Consider the following 21,939-nt stretch of genomic DNA (forward strand, 5'->3'; position numbering starts at 1 on the left):
AACAAACCCCTCAATCCACCTTATTTCACGCTATAAAATAAATCCAATTTTAACTAAATTCACAGTTTAAACATTTTATTTGACTATATTAACTAAGTGCAATCATAGAGGATGCAGGCTTAGTTACTTACAAATATGCTTTTAAACTCTATAAACAGTCATTTTTATATAAAATAGAGTATAAAGGCAACATCATATAAAACATACCATAATATGATTTTTCAAATAGATATCAAAATCTATATATGAAAACACCCCTCTTATCCTGCAATAAAAACAACGGAATAAGCGGATTTTTTTTCACAAAATTCATCATATACTGAAACCATTGTTAATTAAAATACAAATCAAAAAATTCTACACCCTTATCTCACCTTCCTCATTCTTGAAGCCTATCATATACGAAAGCAATGCAAGCCCAAACTTATAAACTACACAAACCTCTCACATTACCAATAACTTACCCTCTGCCACCACTAACTGCTTATTTAATTCTCTAATACTCTGTTTTTACTGCAGTAATTGAAAACACATTAGCCTTGCCATTAAGAGACTGGTTTTAATCACAATTATATCAAAGCACTAAAAGCACCCGCTTTCCTAGTATAAATTCAGGCTAGTGTATCTTTAACTAGACTAAACCAATTTCGATAATTGCACTTTAACATTTCAACATTCGCATAGGCAACTGACATCAACTAACAGAGCAAATATTGAGACTCAACCATGATGTCAGATTCAAAACTTAAAAATTAGTTTGATGTTACAACACCCTGTTATAAAGCTTTATAGAGGCCTTCTTCTGATATTATAAAGTCTGAATATTTGCTTACCCGAATACTAAGTAGCTGTTTACAAATAAATAACATAGCATAGCTTGAAAATTGGATAAGTAAGATTACATTTGCGCCAAAATCAATCAACCCATTTATGAAAAACTTTTATAGTGCATTATGTCTAGCCTTAGCCATGATACTGTCTGTACAGTATAGCTGGGCGCAGGGGGTAACTACCTCTTCAATGACAGGTATCGTCACAGATTTAAAAGGTGAAGGTTTACCTGGAGCTACCGTTGTAGCAATCCACACTCCATCCGGAACACAGTATGGTACGTCAACGCAGGCAGATGGAAGGTATAACTTGCCTAACATGCGTGTAGGTGGCCCATATACTGTGAGAGTATCTTACTTAGGTTTTAAAGAATCTACTTTACAAAATTTAAACCTTACACTTGGTCAGTCGCTTAAGATTGATGTTAAGCTTGCTGACAACACGCAGGTGCTTAACGAAGTAGTAGTAAGTGGCAAAAAAGATGCATTGATCAATGCTGAGAAAACTGGTGCTGCTACAAACGTTTCAAGAGAAACTATCGAGTCTTTACCAACTATTAGCAGAAGCATCAGCGATTTCACGCGCTTATCTCCTTTAGCTAACACAAGCGGTAACGGTACGCAGTTTGCAGGTAGCAACAACCGCTACAACCAGTTTGCAATTGATGGTATCATCAACAATGACGTGTTCGGTCTTTCTGGCTCAGGCACTAACGGTGGCCAAACTGGAATCCAGCCAGTATCATTGGATGCTATCGAAGAATTCCAGGTAAACATTGCACCTTACGATGTTAGACAAGGTGGTTTCACAGGTGGCGGTATCAACGCTGTTACCAGAAGCGGTACAAACAGATTCCAGGGTTCTGCTTATTACTTTGGCAACAACCAGGACTTAGTAGGCCGTAACAACCCTAACTCTGATGTAAATGCAAAATACCCTGAATACAAAGACTATCAGACTGGATTTAGAGTAGGTGGCCCAATACTGAAAGACAAATTGTTTTTCTTTGTTAACGGTGAAATTACTAGAAACATCTCTCCAATCGCTTTTGACCCAACTATTGATGGTTCTGGTTCAAGAATTAACCTGGACGAGCTTACAAGAATCATTAATACAGTAAACAGAATTGCTCCTGGCTACGATTTAGGTGGTTACGGCGCTTTAGATAATGAGACTAACTCAAACAAGTTCTTAGCCAAGATTGACTGGAACATCAACAAAATTCACAAGTTGACTGTTAGACACAGCTATACTTACGGCGAAAGCTACAGCAACGGCAGAGGTAATAACTACCTGAGATTCGCAAACAACGGCGTATACTTCCCAAGCACTACTAACTCTACTGGTGTAGAATTGAACAGTAACTTCGGTGGCAAATTCGCTAACAACTTACTACTTGGTTACACAACAGTAAGAGACGACCGCGAGCCAATGGGTAATCCTTTCCCAACAATCAGAATCAACAACCTAAGCAATAACACAAACGTGACGCTTGGTAGCGAGAACTCTTCAGTTGCTAACGAACTGAACCAGGATATCTTCTCGCTTACAAACAACTTTAGCATTTTTAAAGGCAAGCACACGTTTACAATTGGTACACACAACGAATTCTATAGCTTCTATAACTTATTCGTTCAAAACATTTTCGGTAACTACGTTTACAACTCATTAGAGGCTTTCGAAGCTATCGGAACTCCTGAAGAAAAAGCTCCTAGCTACTATCAGATTGGTTACTCATTTGCTAACGATGGTGCTTTACAGACAAAAGGTGCTGGTGAGTTCAAAGCTATGCAGCTTGGCCTTTATGCTCAAGACGAGATCCAGGCTACAGACAGATTAAACGTTACATTAGGTTTGAGAGCTGATCTTCCTATCTTCAACGACACTCCTGCTTATAACGAAGCTTTTGGTACTGCTTATGCAAACCAGGGTTTATCTACAGACCAGCTTCCAAAGTCAAGAGTGTTATTCTCGCCAAGACTTGGTTTTAACTGGGATGTGCTAGGTGATAACAGCTTGAAAGTACGTGGTGGTACTGGTATCTTCACAGGTAGAGTTCCTTTCGTATGGGTATCTAACCAGTATTCTAACAACGGTACACTTAACGGTACCTTCCAGTTAGGTAACAGCAACTCGAGTTCAGCTCCTATCTCTAGCCCAACTGGTGTTAGATTCCAGGCTGATCCCTTTAACCAGCCAACTGCAGAAACTTACAACAGAACAGCAGGTTTAGGTGATATCAACATCACGTCTAAGGATTTCAAATTCCCACAGACATTCAGAACAAACATTGGTATCGACAAGCAGCTTCCTTGGGGTTTAGTAGCTTCAGTTGAGGCAATCTACAGCAAAGGCCTTAACAACGTTACGTTCACTAACCTGAACAGACAAGTTGACCCTAACTTCACTTTTGCTGGCCCAGACCAGAGACCAAGATTCAACAGCGGCCGTTCTAACGGTAACTTCAACGAGATCATCCTTCTTGAGAACTCAAACAAAGGATACTCTTACAACTTGGTTGCTCAGTTACAGAAACAGTTTGAAAATGGTTTTGCTGGTTCAGTAGCTTATACTTACGGTCAATCAAAAGACCTTAACTCTGGTACATCAAGCACAGCTTACTCTAACTGGAGATACCTGAACAACGTTAACGGCCCGAATGCTAAAGTAGAGACTTACGCTAACTTTGACCTTCGTCACAGAGTATCAGGATATCTATCTTACAAGAAAGAATACCTTAACAACTTAGCTACTCAGATCTCTGTATTCTATAGCGGCCAGACTGGCCAGCCAGTATCTCTAATCTACAGCGGTGACTTGAACAACGACGGTACAAACAATGACCTTGTTTATATCCCAAGAGATCGTTCTGAAATCAACCTGGTTGATATTAAGGATAACAAAGGAGTAGTTACAACAACTGCTGACCAGCAGTGGACTGCACTTAACTCTTACATCGAAGGTGACGACTACTTAAGCTCAAGAAGAGGTCAGTATGCAGAGCGTAACGGTTACAAATTGCCGTTCCAGCACCAGTTTGACGTAAGAATCCTTCAGGATCTTGGTCTTCAGATCGGAAATAGCTCAAACAAACTGCAGTTATCATTCGACATCATGAACGTTGGTAACTTGCTTAACAAAGATTGGGGACGTCAGTACTTTGTATCAAACCAAACTTTCGAGTTAGTAAGATTTACTGGTCTTGAGAAAGTAAATGCAGCAGACGCAACAGCAACTCGTCCTACATTTAACTACACAGGTGCTGGTCAAACTTCTGAGGGTAAAATCTACACTTCTTCTGATTTATCTTCTAGATGGAGAGCTCAGTTCGGAGTACGTTACATCTTTAACTAAGCAAACACTTAGTTCATACTTAAAAAGGGGCAGCTTTCGCTGCCCCTTTTTAAGTATGATATTTTATACTCAGTATATTTTGCATTTAATAAAAATAACCTATTTTTGTGAACATAATCCGGGGGATTAGCTCAGCTGGCTAGAGCGCTTGCATGGCATGCAAGAGGTCATCGGTTCGACTCCGATATTCTCCACTTGATAATCAAGCACTTATAAGGTAAAACTGGTAAGTGCTTTTTTTATGTGCACACAATTTGCACACAACTTACTCAAGCAACTCCGCTAGTGTTGTCTTTCTGAAAGCACTTTATCTATTTACAAATTAGATAGTCTGAAAGATATAAATGCAGGCACAATAACAATTCGCAACGAAATATCACCTTAGCCCATTATAGAGAACAAGTTTGTGAATGGCTATAAAACAAGTACCTTTGTACCCTCATTGAGAAATATGGATAAGGTTCACACTATACTTGTTATAGTAAATAGGGGATATAACATCTGGGGAGAGTTTCTGCAGAAAAACAGGCTATCTACTAATTCTGAGCCAATTGGTACTTTAGCGATAGACTTTTCCAGAACCTCTTTCATGGAGCCTCACCACCTTGTTTCCCTTGCGTGTTTAATTGAGGAGTATCATTTAGCAGGGATCACGATTAAGTTTAATCCCTCATACAACACTAAGTTCAACAAGTACCTTGATGATATTAAGTTTTGCGAGTACTGGAACCCTGGGTTTAACAGGAATAACTTTACCAGAGGCAAAATCAGCACCACTCTTTGCTTATGGAAAGTAAGCGAGGAAATGATCGATAGCTATGCTAATCAGGCTCAGCAGTACTTTGAGCAAAATTATTTTTCAGGAGAAAAAGATTTAGTTGCTCTGAGTATTTCGCTGAAAGAGGTCTTTAATAACATTTTTAACCACGCAGATTCTCCGGTTGACGGTTATGTGCTGACACAGTACTACCCACAAAGGGGAAACGGGGAGATTGTAACAGCCGTTTGTGATTTTGGGTTGGGCATTCCCACGAAAATAAATAATTATTTAGCCGCAAATGGTTATGAGAAATTGAAAGAGGATAAAGCTTTAGAGCAGGCATTTACTCTCCATTTCTCCTCGAAATCTACCCCTCAAAACAAAGGTTTGGGCTTACCCAATCTGATGTCTAACGTAGAGAGTCTAAGAGGGGATTTACACGTTTACTCTAATCATGCATGCCTTAACCATGCATGCTCAAAGGGCTCTGAATTCTATGTTACGAACAAAAGTTTCTCTGGCACGTTAATTAATGTAAATCTTAAGACTCAGTACTTACCTCAGTCAGAGGAGATAATTGATGATGCTGAATTTATTTTTTGATTCTGCTGTTATATTTATTACATTCAACGAATTATAAACATTATTAAGGCAAACCCGGATATGAACACACGCACAATTAAATTGATGGACTGTGTGACTGGAACCTCAACCAATACTGAGGCAGTTGGATTATACTTGGCTATTTCCAATGCTTTTAAGTCTGGAGCTATTGTAAAACTTTCTTTAGCGGGCACAACTCCAATGTCATCGTCTTTTATGAACTCATCATTCGGTGAGTTAGTAGAGGAGTTCGGCATAGAAACTGTAAAAAAGCAACTGCGATTGGTTGACTTTAAACCGTCACAGGCATTACAGATCAAGAACTATTTTGAAACAGTAAGCTCTTATTCAAGATAAGCAGCTAGAAATATTTACAGAAAAAGGCTACCAATTAGGTAGCCTTTTTTTATTAACACTCAAGAATAAGATAACCTCCTATGCCAGCAACATCTCCAACCGCATTTTCCATTTCTCCCATTCCGGCATTTCCTTTTCCTGCAGGTCGATAAACTTTTGCGTATGGTCGTGATGTACCAGATGACACAGCTCATGTACAATCACATACTCTATACAGCCTTTAGGGGCTTTGATAAGTTCGGGATTGAGAATGATTTTGCCTTTGGGTGTACAGCTGCCCCAGCGGGTAGGCATTTCTCGTAATACCAAATTGGAGGGAGCTACCTTGTAGTGCTGAAAGCGTTCAATCCAAGGGGCCGCATACTGCTTAAACCTAATACGGGCATGCTCCAAGTACCACTTTTTCAACAACCCCTCCACTTTTTCCTTGTCCGAGCAAGTCACCTCGATGAATCTACCTTTCAGCTTGACCTCGTTTGTATCCCCCTCTTTTACCTTGAGCCTGTACTGCCTGCCTAAGTACAGATGCGTTTCTCCGCCCACAAATCTTTTCGGAGTGGCTTTAGGATAAAAAGAGAGAAAGAAACGCTGCTGCCGCAGTATCCACGGGGCTTTGTCACGCAGCTTTTGCTTAATTTTATCAAGGGCGGCATCAACCGGGGCTTTTACCACCACCTCCATCTCCGGCGTCACGGTAATCCCCAGGCTTTTGCGATCGCTGTAAATAAGCTGAAAATCTATTGTCTCAGAGCCAAATTCTATGCTGTCTTTGATCACTTGTACCTTTTCTTTGCTACCTCTATACACTTTTCAGCGATGGCGTCCATCTCCCCATAGGACAGCGGAACGCCTTGCTTGTCCCGCACCTCGTCTATCAAGTAATCCCCGATGTCAATAGTAATCTTACCTGTAAGGTCTTTATTTTTATGCCAGTCCACTCTCGGCATCCCATTGTCCAGAACATTCTCGTTGATGATGCAATCCACCACAAGGGCGGTTGCCACCGACACATTCAGCCGCTTTACCTGTTCCTCAATCTTTTCCGCCAACGACTCATGGCACAGACCAAAGTATGCCCTGGCCACCTCCTTGTCCCGCAACAGCTCCGGAATATCGTTGTCTGTACGCGACAGCACGGCCTCCATCATCTCCTGGGCGCGTCTCAGGTATTCTGCCTCGGAGATTCGTTTTTCCTCGTACTCGCGTATAGTCTCCTTTAGCATCTCGGAGAATTTCATGTAAAAGGCGGGGTCCTCCCCCATCTTTTCGGCAATGTGCTTGGCTGTGCGGGAGGCAATGCGGTCTGCCTTGGCGGCATCTCCAACGGCTTTCTCTACCTCCAGCTCGAATTTCTCCCTGTCAAAGATATTCACCAGCTCCACCACCGTCTCTACCCTGTCGGTCTGGATGTGCTTGTCAATAAGTTTCTGAATCTGACCCTCGTACTGCTTAAAGTCCACGGTGTCAGAGTAACGCTGTGTCACGGAGGCACGCAGATTAAGGAAAAAAGCAGCGTCCTGCTTATACCGGTCCACCTGCTTTGGGTCTGTTTTGGTCACAAATTCTAAGGAGGACAAGGCTACTTTTAGGGTGCGCGCGAAAACAGATAGCTTGTCATAGAACGTATTGCGCAGCGCCTCGTCCCGCAGCAACTCCTCATAGGCCTCAGCATCGCGCTTGTTCGGCACCGCCTTAAAGAGGTCCCATAGTTCAGAGTGCCGCTGCGGCAGCTTTTTCACCTCCTCTATGATGTTGGTGAGGGTGCCTGCTAGCTCCTCCTCGTCAAACTCCTCTAGGCCGGAATAGGTGTTCAGCGCCTCGTCCAGCTGCCCTAGGATACCGTAGTAATCGATTACAAAGCCAAAGTCCTTGTCTGGGTACAGACGGTTTACCCGCGCAATGGCCTGCAGCAGCTTATGCTCTTTTAGGCTGCGGGTAATGTACATCACCGTGTTGTTAGGGGAATCGAAACCTGTTAAAAGTTTGTCCACCACAATAATAATCTCTGGCTCCGCCTGATGTTTATAGCGACTGATGATGTTCTGCTCATATTTTTCCTTGCTCCCATGTTCATTCATCATCTTTTCCCAGAACCGCTTGATTCTGTCCTCGGATTTGCCGTAGGCGCTATCCTCCCCCTCCCGGTCATCCGGACCGGATATCACCACCTCTGAGGAGATGATGTTGATATCATCGAGATACTCTTTGTATTTGATGGCGGCCATCTTGTTGGGACACACCAGCTGCCCCTTAAAGCCTTTGCCTTGCCAGCTGTCGCGGTAATGGCGGCTTATATCCCAAGCAATGGCGTACATTTTTTGCTCCGCCAGGTTCAGCTGATCGGCCCGGCTGAATTTCTTTTTCAGGTCGACTCTCTGGTAGTCATTCAGATCCTCGGACACCATCTGAAAAAAGTTATCAATAGCGTTCTCGTTCACCTGTTGAAAAGCATGGCGTCCCTCGTATAAGATCGGCACCACAGCTCCGTCCTCTACGGCCTTGGTCACGGTGTACTCATCGATGATGCCGCCAAACTTGCTGGCCGTGCTCTTTTCCTTTTTCATCAGCGGCGTGCCTGTAAAGGCGATGAAACACGCATTCGGCAGGGCCTGCAGCATTTTCACGTTAAAGGTGCCGTACTGGGTGCGGTGCCCCTCATCTATTAGCACAAAGATGTTCGGAGAGGTAAGCGGCTGCTTTAGGTTGTTTACCGCTTTCTCAAACTTGTTGATAATGGTGGTCACGACGGCGTCGCTTTTACTCTGCAGCTTTTCCGCCAGATCCTTGCCGGTAGTAGCACGCTCCACCAGCATGTTGCACTTTTTAAAGGTGTTGGAGATCTGTTCATCTAAGTCGGTACGGTCGGTTACCAGCACAATCTTTGGATTCGTGATACTTTTGTTCATCGCAATGGCCTGTGCCAGCATCACCATCGTGAGTGATTTGCCACTACCCTGCGTGTGCCAGATAACTCCGCCCTGCCGCTTGCCGCCCTCCAGGTGATGCACCCGTCTGCTAATTTTCTTGATGGCGAAATATTGCTGGTAACGGGCCACTTTCTTGATGCCCCCGTCGAACAGAATAAAGCTGTACACCAAATCTAGCAGGCGCTGCGGACGGCACAGACCGTGCAGCAGCTCATCCTGCTTGGTTACCATTACCTCTACCTGCTCCAATGCCTCGAAATGCTGCCGCACGTAGGCATAGTGCCCGCTAAACAGCTTTTGACGCTGCTCAGGCAGCAGAGCCTTGTTTTTTAACAGCTGCAGCTCCTGCCGGTAGGCCAAAGCCGATGCGTCCCGCTCCTGCTTGTTTTTTCCAGCAGGTTTCTCCTCCCATTGCGCCCAGAACTTTTCCTTGGTGCCATTGGTGGCATACAGACCTTGGTTGGTAGCAATGCTCAGGCAGAGCTGAGCGTATACGTACAGCAAGCGGATACCATCCTCCTGCTGGTTGCGCAAGTGCTGGGAAATAGCCTGGTGCAGCGGCTCTTTCATATCGGAGCGCTTGCACTCAATCACGCAGAGCGGAATCCCGTTCACGAACAGCACAATGTCAGGCCGGTAATGCTCTTGGCTGGTGGCCCGCATCACGCTGTATTCCTCCGTCACATGAAACACGTTCTGCCTCCAGTTCTGCCAGTTGATGTACTGCAGCGTATAACTCTTTTTATCTCCCTCAATGCTTTGCTCCAGCGCCTTGCCCAGCGTAAGCAGGTTGTACACGTACTCACAGGCCGCCATGTACCCGTCCTGCATCGGCACATCCTTTAGGGCCTGAATTCCAGCCTTGATGTTACCATAGGCAAAGTCATGGGCTTGGCCTTTGTAAGTGATGCTGTTCAGGCGCTCCAGCTGCTCGTGCAACACCCCCTCCAGCAGCACGGTGGTGGTTTTGCCTCCCCGCATGGCCAAGGCCTCGTCCGGGGTCAGGTAGGTGTAACCTGTTTTTTGCAGGAACTGCAGCGCCGGTACCTGGCTGATATGGTTTTCAAGAAAAGAGGGGGTTTCCATAGTGTTAGCTTAATGGTTCTGGTTTTAAGTTCACGCGCACCTGGCCGGTAAGCAGTTTTTGCATTAAACCTTTCTTTTGGAGTTTCAAAGCATCCAGCTTTTGCTGTAGTGTCTCTATTTCCTTATCGGCTGTCTGTAGCGCGGAGGCTATCTTAATTTGCTCTGCCTTATTAGGCAGTATTACCTTTATCTTAGCAAAGTGATTGTACTTACAATTTCTAGTATCATCTACCAATCCTTGCGAGTGCCGATAAAAGGTATGAATCATCTGAGGCAGCTTAAAAAGATAAGACATAAATCTCGCCTCGACTGCATCCTGTGGAATTACAATTGTGTAAGCAGGACTCACTATACCCTCTAGTTCTGATAGCGCAGCAACACCTTGCCAAAGCCGCATTGTATTATAACCAATGTCTCCAGGCGCAATTCTCCTGTATTTACCCTTATCCTCATTAGAGGTATCTCTCTTTTCAAGAGTATCTCGATCAACTATACCTCCTGATGAGGTGATTGACAATAACTTTAAATCAGAACGGTTTGTTTCAATTCGCTCTTTTAGGACATCTCCTAATCTAACCTCCTGCCACTCCTCCACAAACTCCTGAAAACGTATCTTACCGGTGAGGAGCTGCTGCATGAGCGCTCTCTTTCGCTTTTGTTTGGCGGTAATCAATTGTTGCAGTTTGTCAATACCTTTATCCCAAGTAGAAAGGATAGAGGCTATAGTACGTTGCTCTGATAGAGGAGGTAGAGGAATATATAGTTGCCTTAAACTCTCTTGATTGATGTTTGTATTTGCACTAATTGAACTCCTTATTAAAAGCTGATTCCTGAATTTATCACCGTAAAAACAGTACTTTTTAAAATCATGATAAAATACATTTTTATTAGTTCGATATCTGATTATAAAACCACTATATACAGTATTAGCAAGGTCTGAATCAATTAATGACGTTAATCCAACACCATCAGGTTTTACTGAGGACCTTATAAATAAAACATCTCCCTTTTTCAAAGAATAAAGTTCCTGCTCTTTATCAGTAGCATTTACAAGTGCAAAATCTTGAGCCTCAATGACAGATTTCCCAAATACGTCTAAAAGATTTATAAAAGGAACCCCGTGACCAAAATCATCTTTAGATTTGTTAATCCCATTCTTAAAATCACCTACATCAGCAAGCCTAATTAATTTCCAATCATCAGGTAGCCAACCGTATTTAGTTAGTTTTAGCCCCTCTTTTTCCTCTATTTCTAAACTTGTCTGCATAGCTTATAGGCTTAATTCCTCCAAATAGCTTTTCATTTCCTGCTGCACCGCAGTCAATTCCTCCTCCAGCACCTCGATCTCCAGCTGCACCGCTAGCACGTCGATGGCCTCCTCCTCCTCAAATGTGTCCACATAACGTGGGATGTTCAGGTTGAATTCGTTCTCTATGATCTCCGCCATAGTGGCCACGTATGCGTATTTTTCCACCACCACGCCAGCTGTTAGCTCACCGCTGTTAAAGCGGCGGTACGTGTCAACAATGTCATTGATATCCTTTTCCCCTAACCTATTCTGGTTCTTACCTGGCTCGTAGCGCTGACTGGCGTCGATGAACAGCACGTTACCGGTTACTTTACCCCTGTTAAAAATCAGGATAGCGGCAGGAATACCCGTACCGTAGAATAGATTAGCAGGCAATCCTATTACCGCCTCCAGCAGGTTCTCCTCGATTGTTTTCTGGCGTATTTTCCCCTCAGATGCACCACGGAAAAGCACACCGTGCGGTACCACTACACCGACTTTACCCCTGCCCTCATAGGTAGTCTCAATCATGTGCGAAATAAAAGCCCAGTCTCCCTTACTCACAGGCGGAACACCGCGCCAAAAGCGGTTATAAGGATCGGCAGCTGCCTCATCTGCGCCCCACTTGTCCAGCGAGAAAGGCGGGTTGGCCACCACCGTATCGAATTTCATCAGCACGTCCCCCTCTTTCAGTTTCGGGTTGCGAATGGTATCCCCCCAGCGCACCGTGGCGTTATCGAACCCGTGCAGGAACATGTTCATTACCGCCAGAGCCCACGTACTGCCGTTGGCCTCCTGTCCGTACAGCGAGAAATTATCGGAGCCTACCTCGCGGCCCGCTTTGATCAACAATGAGCCGGAGCCACAGGTTGGATCACTAATACGGGCACCCGGTGCCGACTTAGTCAGTTTGGCCACTAACGTAGACACCTCTCCCGGTGTATAAAACTCTCCCGCTTTCTTGCCTGCGTCAGAGGCAAAGTGTGCAATCAAAAATTCGTAAGCATCCCCGATAATATCGTTGCCGTCTAGGTGGGACGGGCGCAGATCCAACTTTTTATCGCTGAAATCGGTCAGCAAGTTTTTCAGGCGCGTTTTCTTGCCTTTGGCATCACCCAAGTTGCTAGAGTTAAAGTCGATGTTGCGGAATATACCGGAACCATCCTCCCCGCCTAGTTTCTCACGGTTAGCCTCCTCTAGGTCGTTCAGGGCAATATTAATAAGCTCCCCGATGTTATTCTCGTTGCGGTGCTCATACAGAAACTCAAACGTGCAATGCTCCGGCACAACAAAGCGCTCGTGGCGCATAGCACGCTCGGCGCGCTCCTTATCCCCCTCGTATTTCTCCAGGTATTTGCCGAACTTATCCTTGTGCACATCACTTACATATTTTATAAAGAGCATGGTCAGGATATAATCCTTGTACTGACTCGGATCGATCACGCCACGAAAGGTGTCGCACGCTTTCCAAACGATGTTATTTATTTCTTGCTGTGTAATTTTTCTTTCCATTGTATAGGTCGTTTTTATCGTTGTACTGCCGTTAATAATTGGTTTTGAACAAGTTGCTCTCGCAGGGCCTCCAGCCGCTGAGTTAGCAACTTTTCTCTATCGCGCAGCCGCTGTATATTGAGCACCTGTTGCTGCCGCTGCAGGCTCGGCACCGGGACCTCCAGCTCCTCCAGCGTCTTTTTGGAAATGGAGAGCATAGAGGATCCCTTAGCCTGAGATTTTAAGTAGGCCTGAGTAGTCGAATGGTTGAGGTACCACGCTAGGTAATCTGGCAGTAGCACCCCGTTATTTGTTTTCATAGGCTTTAGTATTAAAAATGTTGATGATGCAATGGCTGGCCCAAAGGCTGAACTGTATACTACGGCAGAATTACCGGCACCTTTCGCCACAAACAGCACATCCCCCTCCTGCAGTAAGTGCTTATCATTCTCCTCAATTGTCACATTCGGCACAATCCCCACATGTAACGCACCAGAGGCTGTCAGCATACTTGCCTGCAGGTAAATAGCGTTCCCCGTAATAGTTGGCTTGGCATATACCCCGGTGTGAACTGTGACTATATTTTTTAACAATGCTAACATTTTTTATTTCAGTAATCGCTCTACAAATGTATTTAAGTTTTCTATATATGCAACTTAAATATCTCAGTACAAAATCTACAAAATTTATGGTTGTAGCATAAAGATTTGTGACTCAATAAAATAGAAAATAAAAAATAATAAAATTATACACGCGCACTTGCACGCTGCCCCAACCAGAGGGAGGGGAAACCGATTATACCACCCACCCCTCCGGCAATTCATTAAGACTAAGCATAAATAGCAGCAAGCAGGAATCTTAAAAAAACCAAAAGGAAAACTCTTTTTACCGGATACAAAAACGGCTGGATTGCAGCAAATCACGGTTTATGCAACCAGCGGAGGCAGGAGTAAACTACGCAAACGCTGCAAGCGTTGCAAACACAGTTCTCGGTATTTCCATTTGTGTTGGCTTGAGGTTATCACTTGCAAATGGGAGTTCACAAACTGGTGTACATTTTGGATGGTAACGCCTGCGTCCAGCTGCATAGGCCCTAACAGCAACTCCGCATTTTGGAAAAAGTGAATCACCTCCATTACGCCTCCCTTTTTTCAGGCGGCAGTCCAATGCTAACCTCTCTGTCTGTTGGAACACTTGTACTTAGTGCCCCATCCCTAGGAGGTTCTGACGCCGTGGTTAAACGCGCGCGTCCCCTGCTTTTCAGGCATATTCTGTTTTGACGCTGCCTGTGAGTGTGGTGATTGCTGCGCATGTTGCGCTCTTTTGTTTTCAGGCACTTTCATACCCGCCAGCTGGCAATGGTGGATGAATGTGCCGAAATTGATTTTACCGTTGCCATGTTTTAGGCAGTTAGAATATTGACGGTCTGTACGACCTGGATGGTACTCTGGGTGGAACTGACTCACCCGGTGAAAGTATTCTCTCCCTCCCTCTCCAAAGGTCGCGGCAAGGCTAAATCCTATTGCAAGCCAGTTATGGTAACCGCCTGTGATGTCGATCTTTCTTTCCTCGATCTCCCTAATATATACCTCAGCTGCCGCACGATCCCGGCTGCCCTCAGGTTGAACAAGCTTGAAATTAGGACGCTGCGGCTCATAGTAAACCTCCACCGGTATAGCGCGGTGGTTAAAGTAGGCATCAGGATCATAGCTGTAACCGCGCAGGCTCGCAACATTAGACGGGGCGGGGTCTACTTTAATATGGTATATCTTGTCGAAAGCCTCTATCAAAGCCAGGATATGCTCACGGTGCTTGTCAGGGAAAGCTATCGGTATCAGACACCAGAAACCCGTCCCTGATACAGAGTGCCCACAATAAGCCACGTTCGGGATTTTACTTATCTCCTCCTTTAACTGATTATAGTTTTCGATATGCCCGTTCTCCTTAAGGTCAATATCTAGCTGCACAAGGCCCGAGTGCCGAATGAGGCAGTTTTCATTGCGAAAGGAGAACACACCAGAGGGCGTGATACCTGGCAGCGCTGCTTTCAGCTCAAGACGCTTTTCCTTGCTTTCAAGGTTTCTGATTTGCTCGACTCTAGCCGCATGCTGGGCCGATGTCAACCAAGTAAGCATGTTTATATTGACCGGGTTACCAGGCGTTACATAGTTCTTAAAACAAGACACCTCTACATTTAGAACACTATCCATGATGTTAAACAAAACTCTCTCAAGAATCTTTCTTTGTGGCAGCTGTTTCCTGTTTCTTTTCCTTTAGAGAAAGAAACAGGAAACGGTATTGCTAGCCATTTCTCCATGTGTATCCCCTCTGAACTCAACTGCGGGCTGACCACCCGAGCTTTGCAGCTTTATCAAAGAGCTTGGATACGCTCCCCCTATTGGCATACCCGATTTGTGACGCTATCTCGTCATAAGCTAACCCCTGCTCTTTCAATTGTCTGGCCTGTTCGTACTTTTCACGCGCCTTATCAGAATCCGGGTGCTTTACCAAAAGCTCGAACGGAGTCCTTTCTCCCGAATTTGAGAATGTAAAGTTCTGTTGATCAAAGTTCAACACAAAGCTCTCGTTCTTAAAGTTAGACGAAAGGTAATTCCCCTTAACTATGCAGAGATGTCGCCTGTTTGGATCATTTGAGTCTGCCCTGAACTCTATTACCAACCTCATTTTCGCCTCAAAGCCCTGCCCGCTCAACAGATTGTTTTTACTGGGTTCATTTTGCTCTGTTCGCTTACTGGTGTGGTGCAGGAACAAAACCAGGCATTTGTGTTTTTCAGCCAGTTTCTGATAAGGATTCAGAAATGCCCTCATTTTCTGGGTGTCTTTTAGGTCACCGCTATAAACATCAGAAAAGCAGTCAACTACTACAAGGTCTGCCGGTCTGTTATCTAAAGCAGCATCAAGCATCGGCAAAAGTTCCTCAAAGTCAAATATAAAACGCAGGTTTCGCAACGCCTCATGATCATAACATGAGGCCTGACGTTGCAGCAGAAAAGCAGTAGCCTCTTTCCCATCCTCAGAGGATACATAGACACAGCTCTTGTGGGATGGAGAAAGGGGAAAGTCCAGAAAGGTATCCTCACCTGCCACTAGCTTGATCGCTAGATCGCGCAGGAACATGCTCTTGCCCGTATCTGAGGCCCCGGCAACCGCAGCAACACCCGTTTTGGGCAGTAAAGGGTAAACCAAATACTCCATCTCCTGCACATCCTCCAACAGTAGCTGTTCCCCTGTTACCTCAAACTCTCGATACTGCCTTGCTCCAGAACTCGTGCTTTGCCCGTTACGCACCAGCTCGTTTAGATCCGTCGATGGAATTTCTACTCTTATCGTGTTATCCATTGTTGCGCCCTCCTTTCTTTCTAGCTGACGCAGCCAACTTTAGACAAACATCCTGCCGGGCAGCACCTCTACCCCTGTCCGTTGTCTGGGACTCAACCCACTCCAGCAGCGCTTTCCGTGAAAAAACCAACCTGTTACCAAAGCGCTTGTGGGGCACCTCATCGGCGGCGGTCATCTTGTAGAGCTTGGACTTGCTGATAGGATACCCTTGTCCGTTCAGGAATACAAGAGCATGAGGCAAGCTGCATCTGTCCGCCTCCTCTGCAGGTTTTGAAAATGTTTTGTCTTTAAGGTACAGCAGCAATGACTCAATGCTGCTCAACCTGTTTTCAATGTATTCAAATGGGTTTTCCATTTCTCGTAATAAAATTAGTACGAGCGCAAAATCACCAAATGAAAAGGGGGTAAGGGGTGGTAAGGGGTTACGTAAGGGGGTTATCTTTTCATTTCGGCCTGTTTTAATTCATTTTGTACCAGTTCTAGTGCTTTTGGATAGCTTACAAGCAACTTTGTAACGGCCTGCAAATTTTTAACTTGACTACCTGCAACTCTAGTAGAACGTGAGTTTTGAATCTTATTATAAGCAGCCTGGAACGCTTTCGGGCTAAAGCCACTTTCCAACGCTATCTCCTCTATAGCCGCAAGCTTACCTCGCTCATGGCACTCAAAAGGCTTTTCATAACCTGCCTCCTGTAAATAATAATAGTACAAGGCACGGACAGCCTGTGTTAGGCCCAAACTTTTATGCTGTGCAACCGTGTTTGATTCCTTTCCTTTATTGGCCACAGTTCTAGCATCAATTTGCGGATTCCCTTGTTCTTGAACCATGTAATGGCTTAGTAGCCCCTGCAGATATGGTAAGAACAACCAACACAAAGCGTACACCATGGATGGCCGATCAAACGGGCTCCCCTCGTAAAAGTGGGTTTCGTAAAAGTCATTTTTGAGCCGCAAGTACTCAGCGGCATAGGACGTGTCTGCGATTCTGTAATCTACGTTACTGTCTACATTTGCCACTCCCTTGCTGGGGGGCGCATCCATAGCGTCATGCGTGTCCTGCTCCTCTGAATAGGCAATAAAACCCTGAATTCGTTCAACCTCATTTTTAAGCAGCAGCTCATTGACTCCGCCTGCATACATGCCATGGAAAGCAAGCTTGAGTGCCTCAAACGCCACCTGTGCATGAACCGCTTGCAGATATCTGTGCGCCACCCCAGGCGTTGTGATAACCAAAGAGGTAGCACCGGGCCCGGTATAGGCAATCCCTAGGTCAGCAGCCAAAGATTCGTCCACCTCTTTCCGAAAAGGGGCCTCTAGCTCCCGCTGTTTGGCAGCTAAGCGTCTGGCGTGTCCCTTGCCGTAGTCATTAATAAAGCTACCATCCAGATAGGACATTATCTTTTCCACCGCATCTGCGTTCGCAGCGTCGGCCTTTTTCTTATTATTGTTGTTCGCTTTGCTCATCTGCTACCTCTCCTTGTTCCACATTCTTAAAGCTAGTCAGTAAGGCAGCATTTTTGACCCGCTCCTCTTTTTCAAATGAGGCCAAGTAATTCTCCGTTGTCTTTACGTCGTTGTGTCCTAAGCTCTCCGCTATAAAGGCGATGTTTGCCCCTGACCGCTTTAGTACGGTGGCAAAGCTGTGCCGTGCGGTATAGGTGCTAATGTTGCCGAGTCCGAGGCTCCCACCGATGTCTTTCATTTTGTCGTTTATCAGGTGGGTGATGTTTTTAATAACGCGCCTTTCATCAACCGGGGATTCAGTCCCTTTCAGGATCGGGAAAATAAAATCATTCGGTTCACCACTTTTGTTTCCCCACCTGTCCATGATAGCCTGCATTTCAGGGGTGATTGTGGCATAAATCAGCTTTTTCTTTTTCGCCTTTGCGATGGTCTTTTGCCTGTAGAAGCAGATTTCCCCGTTGCGGCTATTAGAGTACTTTAACTTACATACATCTGTGATGTTGGCTCCGTTGCACAGGTACAGAAAGATCCACAGGTCCCGACACCTCTCAATAGTCTCTGTTTCACATTCGTAATTGTAGATCTTGCCTACATCCTGAACTGACAGGGCGATATTGCGGCCCTCGTGCTGAGGAATCTCATACTTGCCTTTCCCGAATGGATGCTGTGCGGCTTTCACGATACCGGCATCTTTCGCCTCGTTCATGATCACCTGTAAAGCGCGCATGTACATGGAGATGGTAGTATAACTTTTGTTTTCCGCCAACAGATGCTGTTGGTAGCGGTGGAGCCATTCAACTGTCACCTGCGAGAATTTTATTCTTTCACCGGCAAACAGTTTAATGCTGCGTAGCGTGTACTTATACCAATCTGCGGTACTAACTTTGCCTTTCGCAGTTAACTCGTCAATACGCGCCTGAAATGCTGTATTAAGCGTATCTCCTGTAGCACTACCCAAGCGCTTATTTAATGCCTCTAGTGAGAACTGATCTTGCTTGACAAGCTCTTTGACCGACTCCTTAACCTTGTCAGCCGCTACCTGTACGCTTTCTCGTATTTCTGACAAGGCCTTAGTTTTTGAGGACGGGAGCCTTTCCCACTCCACTAGCGAAATTGATTTACCCGTAGAGTAATATTGCCTGCTCCGTGCATAAGCAACCCTTATTTTAATCGGAAACTGACCTGACTTTTTAGCTCTCCTGTTATCCAGGATGGCTGCCAATGTGACGCCGTTATCTGAGTAGTGGTACATGCTGTCTCTGTTTCAAGGTTTGAAAATTTGCACACACAATTTGCACACAGACTCAGCGAATGCATGCTAAAAGGTGTTACATAATGAAACAGGCTCTCAACATAAACAATTCATTATAAGATACTTATAATAACTTTGAAAACATATGAAACTGCAGGAAAGACAGACTTTTTTGCATGGCATGCAAGAGGTCATCGGTTCGACTCCGATATTCTCCACTTGATAATCAAGCACTTACAAGGTAAAACTGGTAAGTGCTTTTTTTTGTGCATTCCTCATTCACTCAACTCGATTCTAAGTATACTATAAACTTAAAGTAAGCAGGTCAGAACTATCAGTTTTCTTTACTAATAACTGCACAGTTAGCAGCATTCTATACTCACCTAGCTAATGTGAACGCCCAATTCTAATGAGTTTAGAAAGAGCCTAAGTCACAAGACAACCAGAAGTAATTTCTAGCTTACTTTATACTATACCTCGCAATAAAGGACGAAACTGTTATCCCGATCAAGATAGCTGATATGGAAGTGATGATGAAGTTCCAGTATGCTTCGCTGTTTAGGGTTATTAGCGCCCTCAAAACCACAACCCCTATGGCTGTAAGCCCTGCAACGGGCCAATACATGCTCCATTTCCTGCCACTAAGTAGCTTGCGCTGGCCTGTGGGCAAACACATAACTATACCTACTATAAATAAGCCACCCACCATGGACCCAACCAGATCCAGGAAATGGTACAGAGGCATTTTCTCGCCAGCAACAGTTACAACCTGAGACAAGAAAGGAAATAACTTTACTCCCAAACCCTTCCGATGCGTAATGCTATCCCAGCAAATATGAGAAGTAGCACCAATCAGAATGGATGTGACCACAACGCCAAAGCGACTTTTGAAATGGAAATTCCAATCGAAGGCCATAAAACTTGTAAGGCGCTGTTTTAGAAAAGCAGGCAGATTGTTGATAAGAGGATTGCGAATGACATTATGAAACAAAAAGCAAAGCAGAATGCCCAAGGGCAAGTTAAACCAGAATATACCTTCCCAGGCATGGCTAATGGTGTTACCCGGCACCATTTTTAAAAACTTCTCAAAATCCGGTGCCAGGCTACCAATAACCAAGCCTGTAACAGATACCCACTTTCTGGGGAGAAGGCTTAGTGGCAGAACAATGGCCGGATGTGAAAAAGTAAATGGCATATTAAGTACGTTTAACTTAAGGTAAGAATTTAGTTGCACGCTTAGCCAAGCCTGCTGTTTACAGTAACAGGGCATAAACATGATCCACTTTGCTAGCCAGTTTGAATAATAAAAACCAGGGCAACCGGATAGCTGCCCTGGTTTTTATTGACAATAATCTTCGTTAAACAAATAAGTCTTCCACAGACAGGTAACGCTCTCCGGTATCGTAGCAGAATGTAAGGATTCTGGAACCATCCGGTATCCCCTCTTCGATTTTCTTATTTACAGCGGCAAGTGAGGCACCGGAAGATACACCAACAAAAATACCCTCTTCGCGTGCAGAACGGCGGGCAAAATCAAACGCTTCATCTTTGTCTACTTGGATAACTCCATCAAGCAAACTAGTATCCATGATTTTTGGAATAAAGCCGGCACCAATACCCTGTAAGGGATGCGGGCCAGGCTGCCCGCCACTAAGCACCGGCGATGCTGTAGGCTCCACGGCAAACACTTTTAAATCAGGGAAGCGCCCCTTAAGCACCTTTGCTACACCTGTAATGTGCCCACCTGTACCAACGCCCGTTATCACATAATCTAATCCTTCCGGAAAATCATCGATAATCTCTTGCGCGGTTGTGCTGATGTGTACCTGAACATTTGATTCGTTGTCGAATTGCATGGGCATCCAGGCGTTTCCGTTTTCCTGCACCAGTTCCTGCGCTTTCTCAATGGCACCTTTCATACCTTTCTCGCGCGGCGTCAGTTCCAGCCTGGCACCATAGGCCGTCATCAGCCGTCGCCGCTCAATAGACATCGACTCCGGCATTACAAGTATAAGCTTATACCCCTTAACGGCCGCCACCATAGCCAACCCTACTCCCGTGTTACCAGATGTTGGCTCTATAAGAATACTGTCCTTATTTAGAATTCCCTTCTTTTCCGCATCTTCGATCATGGCCAACGCAATACGATCTTTTATACTTCCACCAGGGTTATTACGCTCCTGCTTCATCCATACTTCTGCCTTATCTCCAAACAGATTGTTAATGCGCACGTGCGGCGTGTTGCCAATAGTGCCAAGTATAGTTTTCGCTTTCATATAGTATGTTTTTTAAATTGAGAAATTGATAAGGTATGACGGGTCCGGCTTTTGGCTTACTTTGATCTGAGACCTGTGATAAACCCTGGAGAAGGCCGGAACACTTTCTGTAAGCCATACATTGCCTCCTATTATGCTATGGCGGCCAACGATAGTATTGCCTCCAAGTATGGTTGCGCCTGCATAAACAATCACATTATCCTCTATAGTCGGGTGCCGCTTCGTGTTGGCCATCGCTTTATCTACGCTTGCTGCGCCTAACGTTACTCCCTGGTATAGCTTCACATTATCACCGATAACGGCTGTCTCGCCAATTACTACACCGGTACCATGGTCGATGCAAAAAGCGGCCCCTATACTTGCACCCGGATGTATGTCGATACCTGTTTTGGTATGTGCGTGCTCAGCATAAACACGTGGCAGCAAAGGCACCTGTAACCTATTAAGCAAATGGGCAATCCGGTATACTGCTACTGCATAAAAGCCTGGGTAGGTTCGTATTACTTCATCGGTATTTACGGCTGCAGGATCGCCGGCCTCTATGGCGCGGGCATCTTCCACTAGATCATTATACACCGTTGGCAGCGCATCAAAAAAAGCACTTACTATAGTTGCAGGGGCTTCGGGCAAGCGTTCCTGTAACTTAATCAAGATCAGGACCAAGTCCGACTCCAGTACCTTTAGCCGGTGCTCCACCTCTTTGCTGGCGCTTATACTTTGCTCAGACAGCGGCGGGAAAAGCAACTGCAGTAGGCCATCTAAAAAGGCGCAACTCACTGACCTTGGCACTACATGGGCTGAATTCCGGTGGCTGTTGGCCAGGTGCTCTATAAATGCCTTTTTATCTGAAAGCATGGATCGTTCAAAGAATTAGGTACAGTTACTTTTAT

General features: G+C 45.0%; 16 protein-coding genes and 1 tRNA gene. 4 read left to right on the forward strand and 13 right to left on the reverse strand.

The features are described 5' to 3' along the window. The first annotated feature begins 969 nt into the window (after nucleotides 1-969). From Q1A23_RS03285 to Q1A23_RS03300, 4 genes are all read left to right on the forward strand, one after another. Nucleotides 970-4,185, forward strand: coding sequence for a carboxypeptidase regulatory-like domain-containing protein (locus Q1A23_RS03285; RefSeq protein ID WP_299819440.1), 3,216 nt, complete (start codon nucleotides 970-972; stop codon nucleotides 4,183-4,185). 120 nt (nucleotides 4,186-4,305) lie between these two features. Beyond that, nucleotides 4,306-4,379: transfer RNA gene (locus Q1A23_RS03290), tRNA-Ala, on the forward strand. 257 nt (nucleotides 4,380-4,636) lie between these two features. Next, a complete protein-coding gene (locus Q1A23_RS03295; protein WP_299819443.1) occupies nucleotides 4,637-5,548 on the forward strand; it encodes a hypothetical protein in 912 nt (303 codons plus the stop codon). 60 nt (nucleotides 5,549-5,608) lie between these two features. Beyond that, the gene (locus Q1A23_RS03300) at nucleotides 5,609-5,905 is read left to right on the forward strand and encodes a DUF4325 domain-containing protein (RefSeq protein ID WP_299819445.1); all 297 of its coding nucleotides are present in this window, start codon (nucleotides 5,609-5,611) and stop codon (nucleotides 5,903-5,905) included. Between the two features lie 78 nt (nucleotides 5,906-5,983). On the opposite strand, the gene Q1A23_RS03305 is transcribed toward Q1A23_RS03300, so the two are convergent. From Q1A23_RS03305 to Q1A23_RS03365, 13 genes are all read right to left on the reverse strand, one after another. Continuing rightward, nucleotides 5,984-6,682 carry a SprT family zinc-dependent metalloprotease gene (locus tag Q1A23_RS03305; RefSeq protein ID WP_299819448.1) on the reverse strand — a complete coding sequence of 233 codons (699 nt, stop codon included), beginning with the start codon at nucleotides 6,680-6,682 and terminating at the stop codon, nucleotides 5,984-5,986. Further along, a complete protein-coding gene (locus Q1A23_RS03310) occupies nucleotides 6,679-9,918 on the reverse strand; it encodes an HsdR family type I site-specific deoxyribonuclease (protein WP_299819451.1) in 3,240 nt (1,079 codons plus the stop codon). The genes Q1A23_RS03305 and Q1A23_RS03310 overlap by 4 nt, the downstream gene beginning before the upstream one ends. A 4-nt stretch (nucleotides 9,919-9,922) precedes the next feature. Further along, nucleotides 9,923-11,185, reverse strand: a complete 1,263-nt coding sequence (locus tag Q1A23_RS03315) for a restriction endonuclease subunit S (RefSeq protein ID WP_299819454.1) — start codon at nucleotides 11,183-11,185, stop codon at nucleotides 9,923-9,925. Between the two features lie 3 nt (nucleotides 11,186-11,188). Then, nucleotides 11,189-12,718, reverse strand: a complete 1,530-nt coding sequence (locus Q1A23_RS03320) for a type I restriction-modification system subunit M (RefSeq protein WP_299819456.1) — start codon at nucleotides 12,716-12,718, stop codon at nucleotides 11,189-11,191. 14 nt (nucleotides 12,719-12,732) lie between these two features. Further along, on the reverse strand, nucleotides 12,733-13,299 hold the full coding sequence (locus Q1A23_RS03325; protein ID WP_299819459.1) for a restriction endonuclease subunit S: 567 nt from the start codon (nucleotides 13,297-13,299) through the stop codon (nucleotides 12,733-12,735). Between the two features lie 612 nt (nucleotides 13,300-13,911). Then, complete coding sequence (locus Q1A23_RS03330; RefSeq protein ID WP_363322020.1) at nucleotides 13,912-14,907, reverse strand: BT4734/BF3469 family protein; 996 nt, start codon at nucleotides 14,905-14,907, stop codon at nucleotides 13,912-13,914. Nucleotides 14,908-15,031: 124 nt separating this feature from the next. Then, on the reverse strand, nucleotides 15,032-16,057 hold the full coding sequence (locus tag Q1A23_RS03335; protein ID WP_299819462.1) for an AAA family ATPase: 1,026 nt from the start codon (nucleotides 16,055-16,057) through the stop codon (nucleotides 15,032-15,034). Then, nucleotides 16,050-16,412, reverse strand: coding sequence for a helix-turn-helix domain-containing protein (locus Q1A23_RS03340; protein ID WP_299819463.1), 363 nt, complete (start codon nucleotides 16,410-16,412; stop codon nucleotides 16,050-16,052). Before Q1A23_RS03340 ends, Q1A23_RS03335 begins: the two co-directional genes overlap by 8 nt. A gap of 80 nt (nucleotides 16,413-16,492) precedes the next feature. Next, nucleotides 16,493-17,521: a hypothetical protein gene (locus Q1A23_RS03345; protein ID WP_299819466.1), complete on the reverse strand. Its 1,029-nt coding sequence runs from the start codon at nucleotides 17,519-17,521 to the stop codon at nucleotides 16,493-16,495. Continuing rightward, the gene (locus tag Q1A23_RS03350; RefSeq protein ID WP_299819469.1) at nucleotides 17,499-18,773 is read right to left on the reverse strand and encodes a site-specific integrase; all 1,275 of its coding nucleotides are present in this window, start codon (nucleotides 18,771-18,773) and stop codon (nucleotides 17,499-17,501) included. Before Q1A23_RS03350 ends, Q1A23_RS03345 begins: the two co-directional genes overlap by 23 nt. A gap of 460 nt (nucleotides 18,774-19,233) precedes the next feature. Continuing rightward, nucleotides 19,234-19,968: a DUF4184 family protein gene (locus tag Q1A23_RS03355; RefSeq protein WP_299819472.1), complete on the reverse strand. Its 735-nt coding sequence runs from the start codon at nucleotides 19,966-19,968 to the stop codon at nucleotides 19,234-19,236. A gap of 163 nt (nucleotides 19,969-20,131) precedes the next feature. Next, nucleotides 20,132-21,049 (reverse strand): cysteine synthase A, encoded by a 918-nt coding sequence (cysK, locus tag Q1A23_RS03360; protein WP_299819475.1) that lies wholly within the window; start codon nucleotides 21,047-21,049, stop codon nucleotides 20,132-20,134. Between the two features lie 12 nt (nucleotides 21,050-21,061). After that, entirely contained in the window at nucleotides 21,062-21,904 is an 843-nt protein-coding gene (locus Q1A23_RS03365; RefSeq protein ID WP_299819478.1) for a serine O-acetyltransferase, read from the reverse strand. Nucleotides 21,905-21,939 lie beyond the last annotated feature (35 nt).

Origin of the sequence: uncultured Pontibacter sp. (assembly GCF_947492645.1) — a bacterium.
Taxonomy (GTDB): Bacteria; Bacteroidota; Bacteroidia; order Cytophagales; family Hymenobacteraceae; genus Pontibacter.

What these genes read in the sequence shown, in the direction of transcription:
- cysK (WP_299819475.1), bottom strand. Translation starts at nt 21,049, where the DNA reads ATGAAAGCGAAAACTATACTTGGCACTATTGGCAACACGCCGCACGTG.
- Q1A23_RS03335 (WP_299819462.1), bottom strand. Translation starts at nt 16,057, where the DNA reads ATGGATAACACGATAAGAGTAGAAATTCCATCGACGGATCTAAACGAG.
- Q1A23_RS03310 (WP_299819451.1), bottom strand. Translation starts at nt 9,918, where the DNA reads ATGGAAACCCCCTCTTTTCTTGAAAACCATATCAGCCAGGTACCGGCG.
- Q1A23_RS03285 (WP_299819440.1), top strand. Translation starts at nt 970, where the DNA reads ATGATACTGTCTGTACAGTATAGCTGGGCGCAGGGGGTAACTACCTCT.
- Q1A23_RS03330 (WP_363322020.1), bottom strand. Translation starts at nt 14,907, where the DNA reads ATGGATAGTGTTCTAAATGTAGAGGTGTCTTGTTTTAAGAACTATGTA.
- Q1A23_RS03350 (WP_299819469.1), bottom strand. Translation starts at nt 18,773, where the DNA reads ATGTACCACTACTCAGATAACGGCGTCACATTGGCAGCCATCCTGGAT.
- Q1A23_RS03325 (WP_299819459.1), bottom strand. Translation starts at nt 13,299, where the DNA reads ATGTTAGCATTGTTAAAAAATATAGTCACAGTTCACACCGGGGTATAT.
- Q1A23_RS03340 (WP_299819463.1), bottom strand. Translation starts at nt 16,412, where the DNA reads ATGGAAAACCCATTTGAATACATTGAAAACAGGTTGAGCAGCATTGAG.
- Q1A23_RS03345 (WP_299819466.1), bottom strand. Translation starts at nt 17,521, where the DNA reads ATGAGCAAAGCGAACAACAATAATAAGAAAAAGGCCGACGCTGCGAAC.
- Q1A23_RS03300 (WP_299819445.1), top strand. Translation starts at nt 5,609, where the DNA reads ATGAACACACGCACAATTAAATTGATGGACTGTGTGACTGGAACCTCA.
- Q1A23_RS03365 (WP_299819478.1), bottom strand. Translation starts at nt 21,904, where the DNA reads ATGCTTTCAGATAAAAAGGCATTTATAGAGCACCTGGCCAACAGCCAC.
- Q1A23_RS03315 (WP_299819454.1), bottom strand. Translation starts at nt 11,185, where the DNA reads ATGCAGACAAGTTTAGAAATAGAGGAAAAAGAGGGGCTAAAACTAACT.
- Q1A23_RS03320 (WP_299819456.1), bottom strand. Translation starts at nt 12,718, where the DNA reads ATGGAAAGAAAAATTACACAGCAAGAAATAAATAACATCGTTTGGAAA.
- Q1A23_RS03355 (WP_299819472.1), bottom strand. Translation starts at nt 19,968, where the DNA reads ATGCCATTTACTTTTTCACATCCGGCCATTGTTCTGCCACTAAGCCTT.
- Q1A23_RS03295 (WP_299819443.1), top strand. Translation starts at nt 4,637, where the DNA reads ATGGATAAGGTTCACACTATACTTGTTATAGTAAATAGGGGATATAAC.